The following is an 18,910-nucleotide window of genomic DNA, read 5'->3' as shown; positions in this document are numbered from 1 at the left end:
TATCTACGTTAGAAAACAGAAAGGAAGAAAAGATGTTTTTTAAATTTATTCGCGGCATTGTACGCATCTTGTTAGCAATCATTAATGGGAATGCTCATTATCAAAATCAAGCAGTTTTACCCAAAGAAGAAAATTATATATTGGTAGCTCCTCACCGTACTTGGTGGGATCCCATTTATATGGCTTTAGGAGCTTCACCTAAACAGTTTTGTTTTATGGCGAAGGAAGAGCTGTTTAAGAATCCAGTATTGCGCTTCTTTTTAGTTCATTTGAATGCTTTTCCTGTGAACCGTGACAAGCCAGGCCCCAGTGTGGTAAAAAAACCTGTTAAGCTTTTAAAAGATTCAGATAAAAGCTTGATTATGTTTCCTAGCGGCACACGACACTCTACTGAGTTAAAAGGCGGGATGGCCTTGATCTCCAGATTAGCCAAAGTAAAGATTGTTCCTTGTGTCTATCAAGGGCCACTAAAATTTTCTGATTTGTTCAAGCGCAAACCCGTTTATGTTCGTTATGGTGAACCGATCGAAATAAGTGATATTAAAAAGTTGGACAAAGAAGGTTTGGCGGAGATAGAAATCCGTGTACAACAGGCTTTTGATACACTGGATACTGAAATCAATCCAGACTACAAATATGTACCAACAAAAAAAGATAAAGACTAGTAAAGCATACCGATTGAGAACTCTTCAGTCGGTATTTTTTTGTTCTAAAGCAAGGGTAAGAAGATATTGCTCCAAATCCAGCTGATTGGCATAACTAAAACCATTGCAGGAATCATATCAGCTGTAGGAAACATCTTCACACGAATCATGCGAAAAGAGGTTGCCACGATTAACAGTCCTCCACATGAGCGAAAGTCTAAAATCATCTCAGGAGTGGTTAGTGGAAGAATTACGCCAGCAAATAGGAATAACGATAAAAAAATAATGAATTGTGGGAAAGCCACGACAGAAACTACGTAACCTAGATTACAGGCAAAAATAGCTGCTGTAAAAAAATCAAGAATAGATTTTGCAATTAAAATAGTATGTTCACCTGTCATGCCAGCATCCAGACTTCCGTAAATACCCGTACCACTAGCACAAAATAATACAATGATAGTCACCAATCCACTTACAAATTCCTCGTGAGAGACGGCTAAATGTTCTTGGGGGAACAATTTGTTTATAGGACGCTGCATTAAATCAGCTGCACCTGCAATCTTCTTTTCTAAGTGCAGAAACATCCCTAAAGAAGTACCTAAAATAACAGAGAGAATAACCGCTGGTAGATTAGCTGTTTGTGTGATAGCAGGAATTCCCATAGCGAAAGCGCAAAGACCAAAAATCAACTGAATTTCTTCCTTAAATCGTTCAGATAATAGATGCCCTAAAAATCCTCCGGCTAGTCCTCCTAATATGATTGACGCTGAATTGATAATTATCCCAGTTGGCATAAGCTTCTCCTCCAATTTCAAAAAATATGGCTAGATTTATCCTATCTCATTTGATATAAAAATGGTAGTCTCTGCGGGGAAATGAGAAAAATAACGTTTAGATCGACGGATAAAACAGCATAACTCTTTAGCATCAACAGCAGAAAAAAAGAATGACTCATGTTATACTTGTAGGAAGGACTTATTTAGAAAAGGTGATTTGGTGAGGTTTTTACATACAGCAGATTGGCATATTGGAAAGAAATTACATGGCTATGATTTGTTGGAAGATCAAGCCTATATTCTCAAACAAATTTTGACAATTGCTAAGACAGAAAAAGTTGATGCGATTGTGATAGCTGGGGACCTATACGATCGGTCAGTTCCTTCTGAAGAAGGAGTTCGCTTGCTAAATCAGACGATTGCTGCAATGAACCTAACAGCAGAAATTCCGTTATTAGCAATTTCGGGGAATCACGACAGTGCCACGCGATTAGCCACTGGAGCACCGTGGTTTGCACAATCGAATTTTCATTTACATACAAGACTGGACCAAGCCTTTAAACCAGTTGTTATGGAGAATACGGCATTCTTTTTATTGCCGTATTTTGAACCGGTCGATGCGAGAATTTATTTTGAAAATTCCTCGATTCGATCTATTCAAGAGGCGATGCCGCTGGTAATTAAGAAGATGAAGGAACAATTTGATCCCAAATACCAACACGTACTGGTGAGTCACTTTTTCGTTTTGGGCAGTAGTCGGACAGACTCTGAAACGAAAGTAGAGGTTGGCGGGTTAGATGGAATAAACGGAAGTCTTCTAGAGGACTTTGATTATGTTGCTTTAGGGCATTTGCACAATAGAAATTCTTTAAATTTACCGAATGCTCGCTATAGTGGCTCGCCGTTAAAATATTCACTTTCAGAGAAGAATCAGAAAAAGGGTGTATGGCTGGTAGAAACAACTGGACAACTGAATCTTCAATTTATTGAATTAGAACCACTTAGAGAAATGCAGGAGCTTCAAGGAACCTTTGCACATTTCTTAAATCCTGAAACGTATCAGCAATTAAATCGGGAACGCTATTTTTCTTTTCTTTTGGAAGATCGCAGTATTATTCCTAATATGATGAATCAATTGAGAAAAGTTTATCCAAGGGTCCTACAGGTGGAACGTCTGTATGGCCGAGAAAATAGCCAACAATTAGCAGTAAAAAAATTGAAGGAACAAACACCTATTGAATTAACTGAAGAGTTTTTTACAACAATTGTTCAATCAAAACCAACCAAAAGACAACAGAAATGGATCGAGCAATCGTTTCACCAGCTAATAAAAAAAGGAGGCGATGGCGATGCTTCCTAAAAAAATTGTGATGGAAAACTTCGGTCCTTTTATACATGAAGAAGTTAATTTTGATCACTTTCTCGAAACACCGCTTTTTCTAATTAGCGGAAAAACAGGTGCTGGGAAAACGACCATTTTTGATGCGATTACGTTTGCTCTTTTTGGAGATGCTTCCGGCGGGGTAAGAAATGCAAATGAAATTCGCTCAACGTTTGCTGATGCTACTGAAGAAACACGGGTTCGCTTCTTTTTCGAGCACCAAGGACGGCAATTTGTCATTGAGCGCTCCCCTAAACAAGTTGTTCAAAAGAAAAGTGGGAAAGGTGAAACCACTAAGAATCAAAAGGTTCAACTGATAGTTTTAGATAATGAAGGCAAAGAAGTAGAGGCCTATCAGAAGGTAGAACCGGTTAGTGATATGATTTACCGAATGCTTCACTTAAATAAGGATCAATTTCGCCAGATAGCGATGCTGCCGCAGGGGGAATTCCGAACATTTTTAGTGGCCAACAGCTCTGAAAAAGAAACAGTTCTGCGCAGCCTATTCGGTACAGCTATTTATCGTACCTTTACGGAAAATCTGAAGATTAAAAAGCAGGAACTAGAAAAAGAAGTTAGCGAAATTATAGTACGAATTGATCAACTCTTGCAGCAAGTAGTAACCAATGAGGGAGCTACTTATCAAGAATCAATGATCAATGCTAAAAACTACTTAACTAGAGAAAAACATGCTCTACAAGAAATGCAAAAAACGGTCTTAGTGAAAAAGACAGCTTATACAGAGCAACAAGAACTGCTTGTAGAGGCCGAACAACTGGTAATCAAATTTCAACAATTTGAGGAAGCCCAAAAGGAAGTTGGCTTGTATCAAGCTCAAGAGGCTGAGATGTCTGTAAAGCGGGGCCAAGCGGAAAAAGGGAAAAAAATTCAACAGCTATTACCATTGTATTCAAGAATAAAAGAGTTAGAGAAAAGTTCGCTACAATTAGAAATTCAAACAAGCCAAATACAAGAGGCCTTAGTATCTCTCGCTGAAAGACAACAAAAGTGGCAAGAACAGGCTGAAAAATTTGAAAGTGAACAGCCCGATTGGTCCTTGAAAGAATCAACATGTCAGGAATGGAAGAATGCTTTGCCTTTTGTTATTCAAAAAGAAGAGTTAGAGGCTCAAAAACAGGAGCAGCTCTTACTGCAAAAGGGACTTCAACAAGAGTGCGACCGTATCGTTGCACTCTCTGGTGAACTGCAAGATCAATTGACTATCCTAAAAAAAAGAAAATCTGCCGAAGAGTTTTTCCATGATCGACGTTTTCAAGAGGTACAATTTCAGCAGCAGGTTGATCAGCTGCTAAAAGAACAACGGCATCTAAACCAAGAAGAAGAACTCATTGAGGAGCAACAAATTCAATTAGCAGTTCTTACAGACAAAATTAGTCAGTTTAGCAACGAATTAACTGCTCGAATAGCTGAGAACAAGAAACAAAAGAGCCGTTGGGCAAGCTTTGAAATTGCTCGACTAAGTCAAGATTTATTACCAGGTGAACCGTGTCCTGTTTGTGGCTCTTTAGAGCATCCTAAACCCGCAAATAAGGAAAGTATCTCTAGTAGCGAATTGATGAAACTTCAAGTGGCGTTAGAAGAAGTCGAAGAGTGTGTCAAGCGGTTGCAAATTCAAAAAGAAACAGCCGAAAATGAGTTTCGAACAAATTCGAAGAAATATGAAACAGCTCAACAAAAACACAAGGAACAGACTGAAAGCTTTCAACAAGAAATTGCGAAGTTTGCTGAGAAGGTTCAATTGTATTATAACGAAGCAAATGGTCACCAGTTAGAAGAGATTCAAGACTATTTAAAAGAAAAACAAAAAGAAACGGCTCAAGAATTGGCTGCGATCGCGGCTGCTAAACAAGAAATCACGAAATTAGAAACCCAGCAGCAGCAATTAAAGATGGAGCACGATAAAGCAAGTGAGGAGCTAAGACAGGCTGACAGCCAGCTTCAATTATTATCAGGAAGACTTCAAACTGCTGCAGAACAGGCTCAAGAATGGAAAGCGGCAGAACTTGAACAACAAATTAAAACTTTAGAAGATGAGATCAGTGCAAGACAGCAATTAATTAGAGCTCATCAAGAGGAACAGCAGCTCATTAATACTGAAAATACTCGTTTAATGGAAAGCCAGAAACAAGTAATGAATCAAACTGACTCGCTGAAAAACGAGCAGGAGCAAAAGTCAGTCGATTATTTTGAAGTACTAAAAAAATCGGGTGTTGACCAGGCTTCTGTTGAAAGGCACTACCAGGAACCCCAAGATTTCTATGAACTAGAAGAAGAGATAAAGGTGTTTGAAAATGGCTATCTTTTGGCAAAAGATCGTTTTCAACAGTTAGAAAAAGCTATTGCGGATCAAACTTATCCAGATTTGAATCCTTTAAAAGAACGAGTAATTAAATCAGAAGAAATCTTTCAAGCTGCTCAGGAAGCTTTTTATCAAAAGGAAATACAATTGCAGCAAATGGAAGAAATTCTTCAGCAAATTCAGGAACTGCACCAGATGAGCAGCAGCCAATTAGATGAGCTTAATGAATTGACTGAGCTTTACCGAACGATGAATGGTGATAATCCTGCAAAAATTAGTTTGGAGCGATTCGTTTTACAATGGTATCTTAATGAGGTGCTGCAGGCAGGTAATCAGCAATTGGCTGTGTTGACAAATGGCCGCTATCAATTCGAGTTGAACCAACAAATTGGGCGTTCAAAGGGGAATACAGGTTTAGAGATTAACATTTATGACGACAATACAGGTGCCAGCAGAAGCGCGCATACTTTATCTGGTGGAGAGAGCTTTATAGCAGCTTTGGCCTTAGCTTTAGGTTTAGCTGAAGTTATTCAAAGCCAGTCTGGTGGAATTGCTATGGAGACACTATTCATTGATGAAGGATTTGGCTCACTGGATGAAGAAGCTTTAGAAATGGCAGTAAGCGCGCTAGAAGGAATAGAAAGCCAAGGGCGAATGATTGGCATAATCAGTCATGTACGAGAACTAAAGGAACGAATTCCTCAACAGGTTATCGTACAAACAAGCGGAACTGGTCAAAGTACAATTTGTTATCAACTAGAAGGATGGGAGAGACACTAATGAGATGGAGTATTCCAGAAAAGGTTATTGAACGTGGAAGAACATATTTAAAAGAAGGTCGCGTGCTTTCGGTCTCCGCGGATCCAGCTCGACGTGTATGGCATGGTGAGGTTTTAGGTAGTGCACTTTATTTGGTCGATTTGGACGGCAGTGGAAAAGAAAATGATTTATGTGAGTGTCCCTACTGGGAAGAGCACGGCTACTGTAAGCATACGGTAGCAGTTGAATTATATTTACGAGAACAAGGGATTTCTAGAGTCATTAAACCAGAGACGGTTTTACCTAAACCTAAAGAAAGCTCAATATCGTTTGCCGATTTATTAAATCAAGGGTTTACTCGGTTGGAAAAAGATGCGCTGCCCATACAACCCTTGTTTGTGGAGTTTGTGGTAGAACCAATTCCTACTAATCCATATCATCCGGAGTTGGACGTGCTTGCTGTCTCTCTTCGCTTAGGCAGTCGTTCAAATCAGCGCAGCTACATTGTAAAAAATCTTTATGATTTTTTACATGCGTATCAAACGGATTCCGTTTATACAATCAACAAGCAGTATCGTTTTCAAATCGAGGCTGGAGCATTTGATGCTAAATGTCGTGATATCATTGAAGATCTTGTTGGTGTTAGTGAGACGTATCAGCTATTAGGTAAAGCCGGACTTCAGGTAAAAGGAAAGCTTGATAAACGATATTTGCTGCTTCCAGTTCATCGGATTCAAGAATTAATGGCAAACATGGAACAAACAGGAAATTTAACAGTCAATTTGAATGGAAAAAGCTATCATCAATTGAATGAAGGAATAGAATTACCTCTGACATTTAGGTTAATGAAGCAATCAGACGACTTTATTTTTACAATAGAAGATGACTTTACTGCTTATTTCAGCAATTATTTTCTAGGCTTTGTCGGCAATGCTTATTATATTCTTACCCACGAACAACAAGAAACCTACATTACGTTAAAACAGCTTTTGAAGCGACTAAAGGAACCCGAAATTATCTTTCAGCAAAGTCAGCTGTCACCATTATTTAGCGAAGTATTTCCTTTTCTTAGGAAAATTGGTCGGGTAATTGTGGCAGAGGAAGTATCAACTATGATCAAAAATGAGCCGTTAAAATCAGTCGTAATTTTTCGGAAAATTAAGGGCATGATTCGTGTTGAGGTTGAGTTCCATTATGGTAATATACATTTTACTACCAATGAAACCCATCAGCCAGTTTTACCGGACCAAGTAGAGGTGTTGCGTGATCGTAAAAGTGAACAGCGGCTGCTAGATTTATTTGAGAAGTATAGGTATAAAGTAATTGACACTGGTTTTGAAAAAAATATACCTGCACAAGAAGGACTTTATCGATTCTTCCGAGTAGAAATTAATGATTTTCGTCAATTAGCTGAAGTTAAAATGGGAAAGAAATTACGCCAGCTATTTTTAGATGGGCAAGAGTTTCAGCCTACTTTAGAGGTAGATCAAAAAGGATCATGGTTAGACATTCGTTTTGATGTCACAGGTATCAACGATTCTGAAATTGACAACGTCTTGTCAAGTCTTTTAAGGAAGGATCAATTTTATACACTGGATAATGGTGAAATTCTATCATTTGATTCTGATGCGTTTAGAGAGACTAGTGAGGTTATTGGCCAGCTGCGAGAACGACTGAATTCTGAAAATGGTGTGATTCGTCTGCCAAAGAGCCAAGGAATTTTATTGGAAGAGCGACTAAAAAATAATCCTCAAACCCAGTTTAGTGAAGGCTTTCAAAAGATGGTGCAAGATTTAACTCATCCAGAAGATTATCCAGCACCCGTTCCTCAAAATTTGAATGCCACTTTACGGCCTTATCAAGAAATTGGTTATCGTTGGCTAAAAATGCTTAGTGACTATGGTTTTGGAGGAATTTTAGCTGATGAGATGGGTTTGGGTAAAACTCTCCAAGTTATTACCTTTTTACTGGCTGAAAAGCAACTAAAACCAATTAAGGTAGTGATAGTTACACCGGCCAGCCTAGTTTATAACTGGCAAGCAGAAATCAAGAAATTTGCACCTGACTTAAAAACGGTAGTTGTTTCTGGCAATCGGTTAGAACGTGAAGCGCAGCTAGATCAAAATTTAGAAATTGTGATTACGTCATATGCTAGCTTGCGACAAGATATTGATCTTCATTCTAAGCAGCAGTATCAATACATGGTCTTGGATGAAGCCCAGATGGTTAAAAATGCTGCGACTAAGACATCTCATGCTTTAAGGCAGTTAGATATCCCAAATCGTTTTGCGTTAAGTGGAACACCAATAGAAAACAACTTGGAAGAGCTTTGGGCATTATTCCAAACAGTTATGCCAGGCTTCTTTCCACCTATTAGTCGTTTTCGCCAGATGCAAGTATCAGAAATTGCCCGAATGATTCAGCCGTTTGTTTTACGGAGAGACAAAGATACTGTACTGCAGGACTTGCCTGAACGTATTGAATCAAATATTTTAAGTAGTTTGTTAGAAGAGCAGAAGACAGTCTATTTGGCCTACTTAAAACGGATGCGGCAAGAGGTTGACCAAATGGATTCGGCGACATTTAGGAAGCAGCGGGTGAGTATTCTGGCTGGGTTAACCCGTTTAAGACAAATTTGTGATGATCCGCGTTTATTTATGGAGGACTATCAAGGTGGCTCTGGAAAGCTTGAGCAGGTCAAAGATCTTATTCAAGCAGCTAAAGAAAACGGCCGTCGTGTACTGCTCTTTTCTCAGTTTACTGGTATGCTGTCTATTCTGGAAAAAGAATTAGGTGAAGTCGGAATTTCTAGCTTCTACTTAAGAGGGAGCACGAAGGTGAAGGACCGCTTAACAATGGTAGATGCTTTCAATCAAGGTGAAAAGGATATTTTCCTGATTTCATTAAAGGCTGGAGGAACTGGACTAAATCTCACAGGCGCTGACACCGTGATTTTGTATGACTTATGGTGGAATCCTGCTGTAGAAGAACAAGCAGCTGGACGTGCTCATCGAATTGGCCAGAAAAAGGTAGTAGAAGTATGGCGAATGATTGCTGAAGGAACGATTGAAGAACGTATGAATGAATTGCAGCAAGAAAAACGTGAATTGTTCCAAAAAGTAATCCAAGGCAATGAGGAACAGGTGAATAAGCTAACGGAAGAAGATATCCGAATGATTTTAAGTATTGGTGAATAAGAAAGGGGGCTGTGATGTAAATCGTCACAGCCCCTTTCCTACAATTAGTCAATAGGAAATAACCAGTCTGACTGTAGCGGCTCATTTTAGTGTGTGAATTATTCTTATTGAGAAATAAATTTAAAGCCAATACTCTAGTATAAATCAGCCTATAAACTTAAAACGATCAGTCTAAATTGTTCAATGAACAAGCGGCATTCACTTATTTCCTTAAAATAGACTAGTTTATCCTTTTGCTTAGATTACTATTTAAAGGATAAATTACTGACGATCGCCCAAACAAGTAAGTAAAATAAATGAGGAAGTATATCTTGATTGAAAAAGCAGAAATGTTTTTTAGTTTGATTTTGATTAAAGTAATAGTCTATAAAAACAAAGTGAATTGCCAAAGTATCTCACTTGGTTATAACCGTTTTATCAGTATTTCAGACTTTTTCTAATTCTACTCCTTCAAATCGTCTTCAGGGTGGGAAGAAAAAAGCGTTCGATAACCATTGTTATCTTATTTTTTTGTGTTTTTTGACAAAAAAAACACGAGCATTTATCAATCAAAAAAAATCGACTAGAAAAAAATAATGATTGAGGAAGGCATACTAAGAAATAATGACTCTTTTTTAAGAAGCTAATCGGACTAGAAAAATTAAAATTGCCCTTTTTTTTAGGTGATCTGTATCTATAAATAAAGGGATTTCGATGAAGAATACTTGATACAGAAACCGCTTTCTTAATTCAAAAAGAATTAGCGTTTTCTTATTAAATGTGTTTTTTATACAAATTTTAATTTATAAGATCATTTAAGAGTATTAAGATAATTAGCGGTTTGATAGGATTTGTTGCGAATGACTAGTGTTTGTAATAAGTATAATATGTAATTTAGAAAAACTTTTTTTTTTATTTTTAAACAGAGTTGTGGAAGAAATCCTAGACTTAATGATACAGTTTTTTATTTTGTATTATGCCAGAAGACATTGGAAATAAGTTTTCAAAGTAAGCGTGAGGAGGAAGCCCCCTAATTTAGATGGGTGCTTTACAAGACTGAAAATTAAATAACGGTATTATTAATAAACTTTGTTGTTTAAGGCACTTTTTTTTGTTACGTTTTTTCTGTATAATAGGACACAGATAGAAGAGAGACAAAACCTTCTGTTACAAAATCATTTTAGTCAAGAAAAGGAGTGATACATGTATGTTGACACTATATACTTCCCCTAGTTGCACATCATGTCGGAAAGCACGTGCTTGGCTGCAGGAACATGAGATCCCATTTGTGGAAAGAAACATTTTCTCTGAACCTTTGACCATTGAAGAATTAAAAGATATTTTGCAAATGACTGAGGATGGAACCGAAGAGATTATCTCCACTCGTTCGAAGGTTTTTCAAAAGTTAAACATGGATTTAGACGAACTATCTTTAAAAGATTTATTAAGTTTAGTAAAAGAAAATCCTGGCCTGCTTAGACGACCTATCATGATTGACGACAAAAGATTGCAAGTAGGATTCAACGAAGATGAAATTCGCCGCTTTTTACCACGTGATGTTCGTCAGTATGAATTACGACAAGCACAGCTTATGGCCGGACTATAAAAATTACCTCGCGGAAGCGGGGTTTTTTTGTTTCATTCACAGTTCTATTTGATTAAGTCAGTAACTCTTTAAAGTTTGTGCAGAGAAAGAATATTTCAGTTCCTGCTTAAGTGTTGAAGATTTTTCAGAAAAATTTAGAAGAAAGAGGCAGGCCAAAAATTTCTTTTTAAAGACTTGATAAATTCTGTTCGCTTTCTTTACTTTTGCCGCCAATCGGTTACAATGAACATATAACCTACCTATTTGAAATGAGGTGTGCTTAGATGGAAATGGAACACATCAATGAAAACACCATTCGAGTGATGATTGGCAGTGATGATTTGGCAGAACGAGGAATTACTTTTCTGGATCTTCTTGGAAATCATCGCGAAATTGAGACTTTCTTTTATAGTATTTTAGAAGAAGTTGACATTGAAGATGAATTCAAGAGTAGCGAAGCCGTTACTTTTCAGGTTTTGCCTAAAAATGATGGATTGGAATTATTCATTAGTAAAAATCTTACACAAGATGATTTGAATAAATTCTCTGATCCAGGTGATTTTGAAACGAATGATCTCGATCAATTAATTCGTCAGCAAATACTTGCTTCTCAAGATTCAACATCCGAAAGTGCTGAGATTGGTCGTTTACGTGTTTTTAAACTTAACGATTTTGAAGACATGATTGAATTAGCTAGTTATTCCTTTTTGGATGAAGCTTGGAGCGATCTTTTCCAATATGATAAAGAATACTATCTCCAGTTGTATTTTGATCCAGAAATATTTGGGGATTCGTCTATTTCAGACGTTGTTGCTGAGGTGTTAGAATATGCTGAAGATACGCAGGTAACTCCAGAATTTTTGGAAGAATACGGACATTTATTGATGCAAAAAGATGCAATAGAGATCACCCGAAGCTATTTTATTTAAGAAGCCTGAATAAGGCTTCTTTTTTTGCGTATATTACCTATGGGGTGAAAATATGCTATTTGCATATAACGAAAAGAAGCAATTGATTTCGGTGAAGCATTATTCATCAGAGGAGAACTATTATTGTCCTGATTGTGGAGACAAATTGATCTTCAAACAAGGGACAATTAAAATTCCTCACTTTGCTCATCGCAAAAGAACGAACTGTGAAGGGTTAAGCGAAGGAGAAACGCAAGAGCATTTGCGATTAAAACAGCTCTTTTGGATAAGTGGACGCTCACAGGGTGAGGAGTGGGTACTGGAGAAACCGATTCCTGAATTGCAGCAACGACCAGATCTTTTACAGAATCGTACAGCGGTGGAGATACAATGCTCTCCGTTGAAGATTTCTCGTTTAATTCAACGTTTTAAAGGTTACTCAGATGGGGGATATCAGGATTGGTGGCTTTTGGGACCACCTTTATGGCCCAAAAGAAAGTGGAGCATCCTGCAAAAACATTTTTGTTCGTATAGTCAGGAAAACGGATTTCATCTTTGGTTGATTGATTTTAAAGGGATTTATTTGCTTAGTCATATCAAAAAATTCAATCAACATTGCTACTATACAAAGAGAACTTTCCCTTTTCAATCAATGCCCTTACTAGAAATAAATCAAATAGTAAGTGAAGACAAAACAGCTAGTTGGTTTAACTATCAGCAAATCCAAGTAACAAAGCAATTTTTAGCTGTTAAACTTGCTTCCTTTGATGAAGGGATTAAACCATTACAGAAGTTTCTGTATCAGCAAAGTGGGCATGTACTTCATTTGCCGGAGTGGATGTATCAGCCTAGTCAGTTTGCCTTTATCTACAACGAGGCATACATCATTTTTCGCTATTTGTATTCCTTAAATCCTGAAAAACCAGCAGCTGTTATTAATGATTTTGAAAGGTTTTGTATTGAAAGTAAGCTTAGCTGGCATTTTCCTCGAATCGAAAAAGAAAGAATACTGAATGGACTTCTAACAGAAACACGTCAATTGATTCTGAGACAGTGAAGAATATCTTTAAATGCACCCAGTTATTTTTTTCAACAAAATGTGTTAAGATAAGTCAAAAAGATGGGAGCGATGATATGACTGAAGCAAAACAATTACCAAAACGGGAAGAGGTCCCAGTAGAATTGACATGGGATTTAACCAAAATTTTTGCTGATGAAGCAGAGTTTGAAGAAAAATTTCAATTTTTATCAGATGAGTTGCAGGCAGCTGATAAGGTTAAGGGAACTTTAAAGGAAAATGCACAGGCATTTTTAGCCGGAATTGAATATGTATTGGATATTTATCGCAAAGTAGAAGTTATCTATGTATATGCACATTTGAAAAATGATCAAGACACGGCCAACACCCAGTATCAAGCTTTGTATGCACGTGCTTCAAGCCTGATTGCTCAGACAAGTGAGGCAGTCAGCTGGTTTGAACCTGAAGTATTATCAATATCAGATCAAACAATCTGGGCTTTCTTTGATTCTGAACCGGCTTTAGCGCTGTATCGTCATTTTGTTGAGCAGATTCTGTCTCAAAGAGCCCACATTTTACCAGCAGAGCAAGAAGCACTGTTAGCCGGTGCCAGCGAAATATTTGGTAGTTCAGCGGATATTTTTTCTGTGATGAACAATGCAGATTTGAAATTTCCAATTGTTCAAAATGAAGCCGGAGAAGATGTTCAGTTGACACATGGTGTCTATGGCCAATTGATGGAGAGTATGGATCGCAATGTAAGACAGTCAGCCTTTAAGGCGTTATATACAGTATATCAACAGTTTAAAAACACTTTGGCAACTACATTGAGTACCCATGTAAAAAGCCATAATTATAAAGCAAAAATACGGGGGTATTCGTCAGCACGAGCAGCTTCTCTAGACAACAATCATATTCCAGAAGATGTGTATGATACTTTAGTGTTGGTAGTGAATCAGTATTTGCCATTGCTTCATCGATATGTAGAATTACGTAAAGATTTGTTGGGATTAGAAGAGCTGCATATGTATGATATGTATACACCTTTGCTGGCAGATGCGCCTATCAAATATACGTATGAAGAAGCTAAGGAAAAGGCGTTGTTAGCATTAAAACCACTAGGTGAAGAATATCGTGAGATTGTCGAGAAGGCTTTCGACGAACGCTGGATAGATGTCGTTGAAAATCAAGGGAAACGCAGTGGAGCTTACTCTTCAGGGGCCTATGATACACAACCTTATATTTTATTAAACTGGCATGACCGTTTAGATGAATTATATACATTGGTTCATGAGATGGGACATAGTGTACACAGTTACTTCACGCGAAATAGTCAGCCCTATGTATATGGAGACTACTCTATCTTTTTAGCAGAGATTGCTTCTACTACTAACGAAAATATTTTAACTAGTTATTTACTTGAAACTGAGAAAGACCCAAAAATTCGTGCTTATATTATAAATCATTATTTGGATGGGTTTAAAGGAACTATTTTCAGACAGACACAATTTGCAGAATTTGAGCATTACATCCACACACAAGATGCAATAGGTGTTCCATTGACCAGCGAACACTTGAGCAATTACTATAAAGAATTAAATCAGAAGTATTATGGACCAATTGTTGTTAGTGATGAAGAAATCCAATACGAATGGTCGCGTATTCCTCACTTTTACTATAATTACTACGTTTATCAATATGCTACGGGCTTCTCTGCAGCAAATGCTTTAGCAGCTAAAATTGTTAATCATGAGCCAGAAGCATTAGAAAACTATTTAACTTATTTAAAATCTGGCAGCAGTGATTATCCGATTGAAGTGATGAAAAAAGCTGGTGTGGACATGACAAAGGCTAACTATATTGAAGATGCAATGGGAGTTTTTGCTTTACGTCTAGATGAATTAGAAGAATTAGTTCGGCAATTGAAAGACAATTAAAAAATAGAGCGTTCTTAACAAAATCTAACCGTGTAAAATAATCGCAAAAGAAGAGAGAGACTGCAGAAATGGCGGGTCTCTCTTCTTTTGTATTATTAGAAAACAAGCTTAGGCTATGCCATGTTCATTCATAAAAGAAATGTTAGTTTCCTCACTTTATATCCAGAAAAATGATACCCACTAAAAAAGGATGCAGCAATCTGACAGAGGACTATACAACCAAAGCAAATTTCAGAATATTCTATCTAATGGTTTTGGTAATTGAATTTGCAGTTAAGCCCTCCTTACTCAGCACTTACAGAGTCTTTTGTAATTACTTGCTAAAAACATTCGAATACACTAAGGAAATGACAGGAGGGTTCGCGAGAACTTTGTTTCTATAGATCAGCTGGAAAAGCGATTATTCAGACTATTTACGATACAAGGGATAATTGATGAGCGGAGATGAGCTGTATTAAAAAAACTGACTGCATGGGTACATTGCTATCAGCAAACCAAGCAAAAAGTGGGAATTAAAAGCAAAAGTAATTACATCCGTGCTTATCCAGTAAAAAAGCATCGTAAATCAAGTCAAAAAAACAGTTAAGGATTTTTCCTCAGCTGTCTTTTTTTAGATTAATGAAAGGTGATCATCAGGAAACTCTTGACTAAAAATTTCACTGTTTTCCTGAGTCTTGAAGAAGCGGAGCATTGACTCACGTGATTTGCAGGCATTGATCACATACTTGATGGCACTGAAACCCTCAACTCTTACGCCAGTTCCTGCGTCGTTCGCACAGTTATAAATGACAGCTGATGGGTGCTTTGTAATGTTCATATCTCTAGCAATTTGTTGATCTGCTATAAACAGTTCTTTTACTAGATCAGAAGCACGATCCTCAATAAATGTTTCCATATCCCCTCCAACCTCTGAGAATAGGCGATACACCAACTCTTCAGAATAGGGAGTCTTTTTTTTAGTCAATTCTTCTTGCAATTTCATCAAGAAGATTCGACCACGCTTTTTACCCTGCAACTGGGCTGCTTTTACGTCTAGGGCAGCAGAGTAAATGTTATCAGAAAGCTTGTTCCGTTTGCGTATGTCTTTTTTTGACAGGCCCTCCCGGATTAAGAGGTCAGATACAGTATGTAAATTCATTAATGGAATGAGCCGTAACTGGATTTTTAGATCATTCTTTTTCATCAATTCAGTTATCTGTTTTTCAATGTTTAAGCAACGATCCCCGATAGGATTGATAAACAAATAGATCTCAATCAAGAGACTTCCTCCTCACATTCATTTCCTTACAGTAACAGCTCGAACAATTTTATTCTCGGCTGGTCGATAAGGGATGTTAAATTGTTTCAATAGGGCAAAAAAATCTTCTTCTTTTTTTCCGCTATCTTGTACTTCTAATTCTAATTCAAAATCATGTTGGTCTCTGTACCAGCTCTCATCTAAAGCTAATTTACCTTCAGGAATGATTTTTTCAGCACGTTTGGTCACTAATCGACCAATTAGACCTAATAAATCAGTAGTAACAGACTCATTATTTAAGGCACTAATTATCTGAAAAGCATTTTTTGGGAAACGATTATCCTTAAGTGCTTTTTTAACGTCTGATAATTCAAGACTATCTGTAACTTCCAGCAATCCAATTTGCTGAGGAATCTTTAGAGTAGCTTCAGCCTCAGAATCAAAATAGCGGATTCGCAATCCCATATTTTTCTCTTTCAATTGATAATCTGATGTGTCAAAATAAAGATTGGTTTGAGTAACCAAATTAGAGGAGTCCAACTGATAATGGGTCATCAGTTGAAGGTATTCTTGCTGAGTCAGCATGGTTTTATATTCTATTTCGATTGATTTGTTCATTCTCATTGTACACCCTATTCTAAAATTTGACTAATACAAAGGTATATTGACACATATTACACCATGCCGTCAAATATTTAAATGAAGTATATCCATTAATAAAGCAAAATATAGAATTTACGACTTTTGGAGATGAACCAGTCATTTTTGCTAACGGATGGTTTGTGATAAGATAGGAAAGAATGGAAAGAAAAGCGAGGGAATTTTAATGGAAAGAAACTGGGAAATTTTTCTTGCACCGTATGAATTAGCTGTGGCTGAACTAAAAATTAAGCTCAGAGGTTTAAGAACTCAATATCGTGAGCAAGGGGAACACGTACCAATTGAATTTGTAACCGGTAGAGTGAAGCCAGTTGACAGTATTTTGAATAAAGCAAAATTGCGAGGACTATCTTTAGATCGGTTAGAAGAAGACATGTCTGATATTGCTGGTATGCGTATTATGTGCCAGTTTGTTGAAGATATTCATCACATGGTTCAAGTCATCCGAAATAGAAAAGATATGAATGTCGTACAAGAGCGTGACTATATAACCAATCGTAAAGCGAGTGGCTATCGTTCGTATCATTTGGTAATCGAATATCCGGTTCAGATGTTAGACGGAGAGAAGAAGCTATTAGCTGAAATTCAAATCCGAACATTAGCCATGAATTTTTGGGCTACTATCGAACATTCTTTAAATTATAAATATGAAGGACAGATTCCTGAAGATATTAGTGAACGTCTTTTTCGTGCTGCTGAGGCTGCCTATCAACTAGATGAAGAAATGTCTAGTATTCGAGATGAAATACAAGAAGCCCAGCACCTATTTTCATATCGTAAAAAGAAGAAAGAAGGAGACGAATATGCCGCTAAAAATAGGGATCATCCACAATAATGAAGCAAAATCTTTAAAGGTTTATGAAGATTTGCTGCTATTGTTGGCCAAAAACAATGACTTGGCAATTGTTGAGCGTGATCCGGAATTAGTGATTACTATTGGCGGAGACGGAACATTATTGTCAGCATTTCATCGGTACAGTCATAAGTTGGATACGGTAAGATTTTTAGGGGTTCATACCGGGCATCTAGGTTTTTATACTGATTGGCGTGATTATGAATTAGAGGAAATGGTAAATAGTTTATGCAGTGATCGCGATAAGAGTGTCAGCTACCCTTTATTAGACGTGGTAGTCAATTTTGAAGATGGCCGTCATAAACATTTTTTGGCTATGAACGAATCGACTGTGCGCAAAGGCAATCGAACAATGGTTGCAGATGTTTATATAAAGGATGAACTTTTTGAACGCTTCAGAGGAGATGGGTTATCAATCTCAACGCCCACCGGATCAACTGCATACAACAAAAGTGTTGGCGGCGCTGTTGTGCATCCAAGCATTAGTGCAATGCAATTGGCAGAAATTGCTTCATTGAATAATCGTGTATTCCGGACATTAGGATCACCTAGTATCATAGGCCCTGCTGAATGGATTGAGATTTTTTTAAATTCCGATGGAAAACACATGGTAACCATTGACCAGTTAGACGTTAGTGGGGGAGGAATACGCTCTATTCAGTATAAAATTGCTGAAGAACGTATCCACTTCGCTTCTTACAAACATATGCATTTTTGGCATCGAGTAAAAGATGCCTTTATTCGAGAGGATTAATTTTGTGGAATTTGAATGGACTTATGATCAAGCGGATTCATTATTGCTTCGTACCTTTTTAAAAAAGCAGGGAATTTCTAAAAAGCTGTTAGCAAAAATAAAGTTTCAAGGTGGAAAAATTTATGTGAATAACCAGGAAAAAAACGTCTTGTTTTCTTTGAAATCCCATGATAAGGTAACTGTTGTGATTCCTGATGAAAAGGGCCATGATACTTTGTTGGAAGATAAGGTGCCTATTGAGATTGTCTTTGAAGATGATCATTTATTAATCATAAATAAACCAGCAGGTGTGGCATCAATTCCAGCGCAATATCATCCAAGTGGAACAATGGCTAATCGAGTAAAGGCTTATTACGTTCAAAAAGGGTACAAAAATCAGGTTGTCCACGTAGTTACAAGACTGGATAAAGATACTTCTGGCCTAATGTTGTTCGCAAAGCATGGATTTGCTCATGCAAAATTGGATCAAGAATTACAAAAGAAAACATTGGTAAAAAAATATCAAGCACTTATTTCTGGTGAAATAGCTGCTTTGAGTGAACATGGGCAGATTGATTTACCAATTGTAAGAGACATGACTTCTCTAATCAAAAGGAAAACGGATGAGTCTGGTCAAAGTGCCCTAACAGAATATTGGCTGAGTGAACGAAATGAACACATAGCGCTAGTGAATATTCAACTACATACTGGAAGAACGCACCAAATCAGGGTTCATTTCAGCGCTGTGGGTTGCCCACTGCTGGGAGATGACTTATATGGTGGTAGAATGGACCTTGGGATAACTCGTCAGGCCCTGCATTGCTGTGCCTTGACTTTCAGACACCCCTTTACTGGGGAATTGCTGGCATTTTCTTTGCCGCTTGCAAAAGATATGGAGATAATCGCAAGAGAGCTGTGAGGTG

General features: G+C 37.4%; 14 protein-coding genes. 11 read left to right on the top strand and 3 right to left on the bottom strand.

Translation table 11 applies throughout. The annotated features are described in order from the left end of the window. Positions 1 to 32 precede the first annotated feature (32 nt). Positions 33 to 665, top strand: coding sequence for a lysophospholipid acyltransferase family protein (locus IGI49_RS07945; RefSeq protein ID WP_429964068.1), 633 nt, complete (start codon positions 33 to 35; stop codon positions 663 to 665). A gap of 44 nt (positions 666 to 709) precedes the next feature. Here the strand turns inward: IGI49_RS07945 and IGI49_RS07940 are convergent, their stop codons facing one another. Then, entirely contained in the window at positions 710 to 1,438 is a 729-nt protein-coding gene (locus IGI49_RS07940) for a DUF554 domain-containing protein (RefSeq protein ID WP_207701185.1), read from the bottom strand. A 202-nt stretch (positions 1,439 to 1,640) separates the two neighbouring features. Between IGI49_RS07940 and IGI49_RS07935 the strand changes: the two genes are divergently transcribed. The 7 genes from IGI49_RS07935 (at position 1,641) to pepF (ending at position 14,504) form a co-directional block, all read left to right on the top strand. Continuing rightward, on the top strand, positions 1,641 to 2,780 hold the full coding sequence (locus IGI49_RS07935; RefSeq protein ID WP_429964067.1) for an exonuclease SbcCD subunit D: 1,140 nt from the start codon (positions 1,641 to 1,643) through the stop codon (positions 2,778 to 2,780). Beyond that, positions 2,770 to 5,901, top strand: a complete 3,132-nt coding sequence (locus IGI49_RS07930) for an AAA family ATPase (RefSeq protein WP_429964066.1) — start codon at positions 2,770 to 2,772, stop codon at positions 5,899 to 5,901. The genes IGI49_RS07935 and IGI49_RS07930 overlap by 11 nt, the downstream gene beginning before the upstream one ends. After that, positions 5,901 to 9,077, top strand: a complete 3,177-nt coding sequence (locus IGI49_RS07925) for an SNF2 helicase associated domain-containing protein (RefSeq protein ID WP_429964065.1) — start codon at positions 5,901 to 5,903, stop codon at positions 9,075 to 9,077. Before IGI49_RS07930 ends, IGI49_RS07925 begins: the two co-directional genes overlap by 1 nt. A gap of 1,186 nt (positions 9,078 to 10,263) precedes the next feature. Continuing rightward, a complete protein-coding gene (gene spxA / locus IGI49_RS07920) occupies positions 10,264 to 10,662 on the top strand; it encodes a transcriptional regulator SpxA (protein ID WP_010759673.1) in 399 nt (132 codons plus the stop codon). A 263-nt stretch (positions 10,663 to 10,925) separates the two neighbouring features. After that, positions 10,926 to 11,570 (top strand): adaptor protein MecA, encoded by a 645-nt coding sequence (locus IGI49_RS07915; RefSeq protein WP_207701189.1) that lies wholly within the window; start codon positions 10,926 to 10,928, stop codon positions 11,568 to 11,570. A gap of 52 nt (positions 11,571 to 11,622) precedes the next feature. Further along, positions 11,623 to 12,606, top strand: coding sequence for a competence protein CoiA (locus IGI49_RS07910; RefSeq protein ID WP_429964064.1), 984 nt, complete (start codon positions 11,623 to 11,625; stop codon positions 12,604 to 12,606). Between the two features lie 77 nt (positions 12,607 to 12,683). Beyond that, positions 12,684 to 14,504 (top strand): oligoendopeptidase F, encoded by a 1,821-nt coding sequence (pepF, locus tag IGI49_RS07905; protein WP_429964063.1) that lies wholly within the window; start codon positions 12,684 to 12,686, stop codon positions 14,502 to 14,504. Between the two features lie 610 nt (positions 14,505 to 15,114). Here the strand turns inward: pepF and IGI49_RS07900 are convergent. After that, the gene (locus IGI49_RS07900) at positions 15,115 to 15,762 is read right to left on the bottom strand and encodes a DsbA family protein (RefSeq protein ID WP_429964062.1); all 648 of its coding nucleotides are present in this window, start codon (positions 15,760 to 15,762) and stop codon (positions 15,115 to 15,117) included. Positions 15,763 to 15,780: 18 nt separating this feature from the next. Next, complete coding sequence (locus IGI49_RS07895; RefSeq protein ID WP_429964061.1) at positions 15,781 to 16,359, bottom strand: CYTH domain-containing protein; 579 nt, start codon at positions 16,357 to 16,359, stop codon at positions 15,781 to 15,783. Positions 16,360 to 16,567: 208 nt separating this feature from the next. On the opposite strand from IGI49_RS07895, the gene IGI49_RS07890 reads away from it, so the two are divergent. The 3 genes from IGI49_RS07890 to IGI49_RS07880 are packed head-to-tail and all read left to right on the top strand — an operon-like array spanning position 16,568 to position 18,906. Next, positions 16,568 to 17,236, top strand: coding sequence for a GTP pyrophosphokinase (locus IGI49_RS07890; RefSeq protein WP_207701194.1), 669 nt, complete (start codon positions 16,568 to 16,570; stop codon positions 17,234 to 17,236). Continuing rightward, on the top strand, positions 17,205 to 18,008 hold the full coding sequence (locus IGI49_RS07885; protein ID WP_429964060.1) for an NAD kinase: 804 nt from the start codon (positions 17,205 to 17,207) through the stop codon (positions 18,006 to 18,008). Before IGI49_RS07890 ends, IGI49_RS07885 begins: the two co-directional genes overlap by 32 nt. A gap of 4 nt (positions 18,009 to 18,012) precedes the next feature. Further along, positions 18,013 to 18,906, top strand: coding sequence for an RluA family pseudouridine synthase (locus tag IGI49_RS07880; RefSeq protein ID WP_429964059.1), 894 nt, complete (start codon positions 18,013 to 18,015; stop codon positions 18,904 to 18,906). Positions 18,907 to 18,910 lie beyond the last annotated feature (4 nt).

This window comes from Enterococcus sp. AZ071, from assembly GCF_050499065.1.
GTDB classification, from domain to species: Bacteria; Bacillota; Bacilli; order Lactobacillales; family Enterococcaceae; genus Enterococcus_A; species Enterococcus_A ferrettii.
Note: the sequence above shows the minus strand (reverse complement) of the source record. Positions and strands in the feature narration are given on the sequence as shown.

Excerpts from the sequence above, each read along its gene's own strand:
- IGI49_RS07945 (WP_429964068.1), top strand. The coding sequence starts at position 33 with ATGTTTTTTAAATTTATTCGCGGCATTGTACGCATCTTGTTAGCAATC.
- IGI49_RS07940 (WP_207701185.1), bottom strand. The coding sequence starts at position 1,438 with ATGCCAACTGGGATAATTATCAATTCAGCGTCAATCATATTAGGAGGA.
- IGI49_RS07930 (WP_429964066.1), top strand. The coding sequence starts at position 2,770 with ATGCTTCCTAAAAAAATTGTGATGGAAAACTTCGGTCCTTTTATACAT.
- IGI49_RS07925 (WP_429964065.1), top strand. The coding sequence starts at position 5,901 with ATGAGATGGAGTATTCCAGAAAAGGTTATTGAACGTGGAAGAACATAT.
- spxA (WP_010759673.1), top strand. The coding sequence starts at position 10,264 with ATGTTGACACTATATACTTCCCCTAGTTGCACATCATGTCGGAAAGCA.
- IGI49_RS07915 (WP_207701189.1), top strand. The coding sequence starts at position 10,926 with ATGGAAATGGAACACATCAATGAAAACACCATTCGAGTGATGATTGGC.
- IGI49_RS07910 (WP_429964064.1), top strand. The coding sequence starts at position 11,623 with ATGCTATTTGCATATAACGAAAAGAAGCAATTGATTTCGGTGAAGCAT.
- pepF (WP_429964063.1), top strand. The coding sequence starts at position 12,684 with ATGACTGAAGCAAAACAATTACCAAAACGGGAAGAGGTCCCAGTAGAA.
- IGI49_RS07895 (WP_429964061.1), bottom strand. The coding sequence starts at position 16,359 with ATGAACAAATCAATCGAAATAGAATATAAAACCATGCTGACTCAGCAA.
- IGI49_RS07890 (WP_207701194.1), top strand. The coding sequence starts at position 16,568 with ATGGAAAGAAACTGGGAAATTTTTCTTGCACCGTATGAATTAGCTGTG.
- IGI49_RS07885 (WP_429964060.1), top strand. The coding sequence starts at position 17,205 with ATGCCGCTAAAAATAGGGATCATCCACAATAATGAAGCAAAATCTTTA.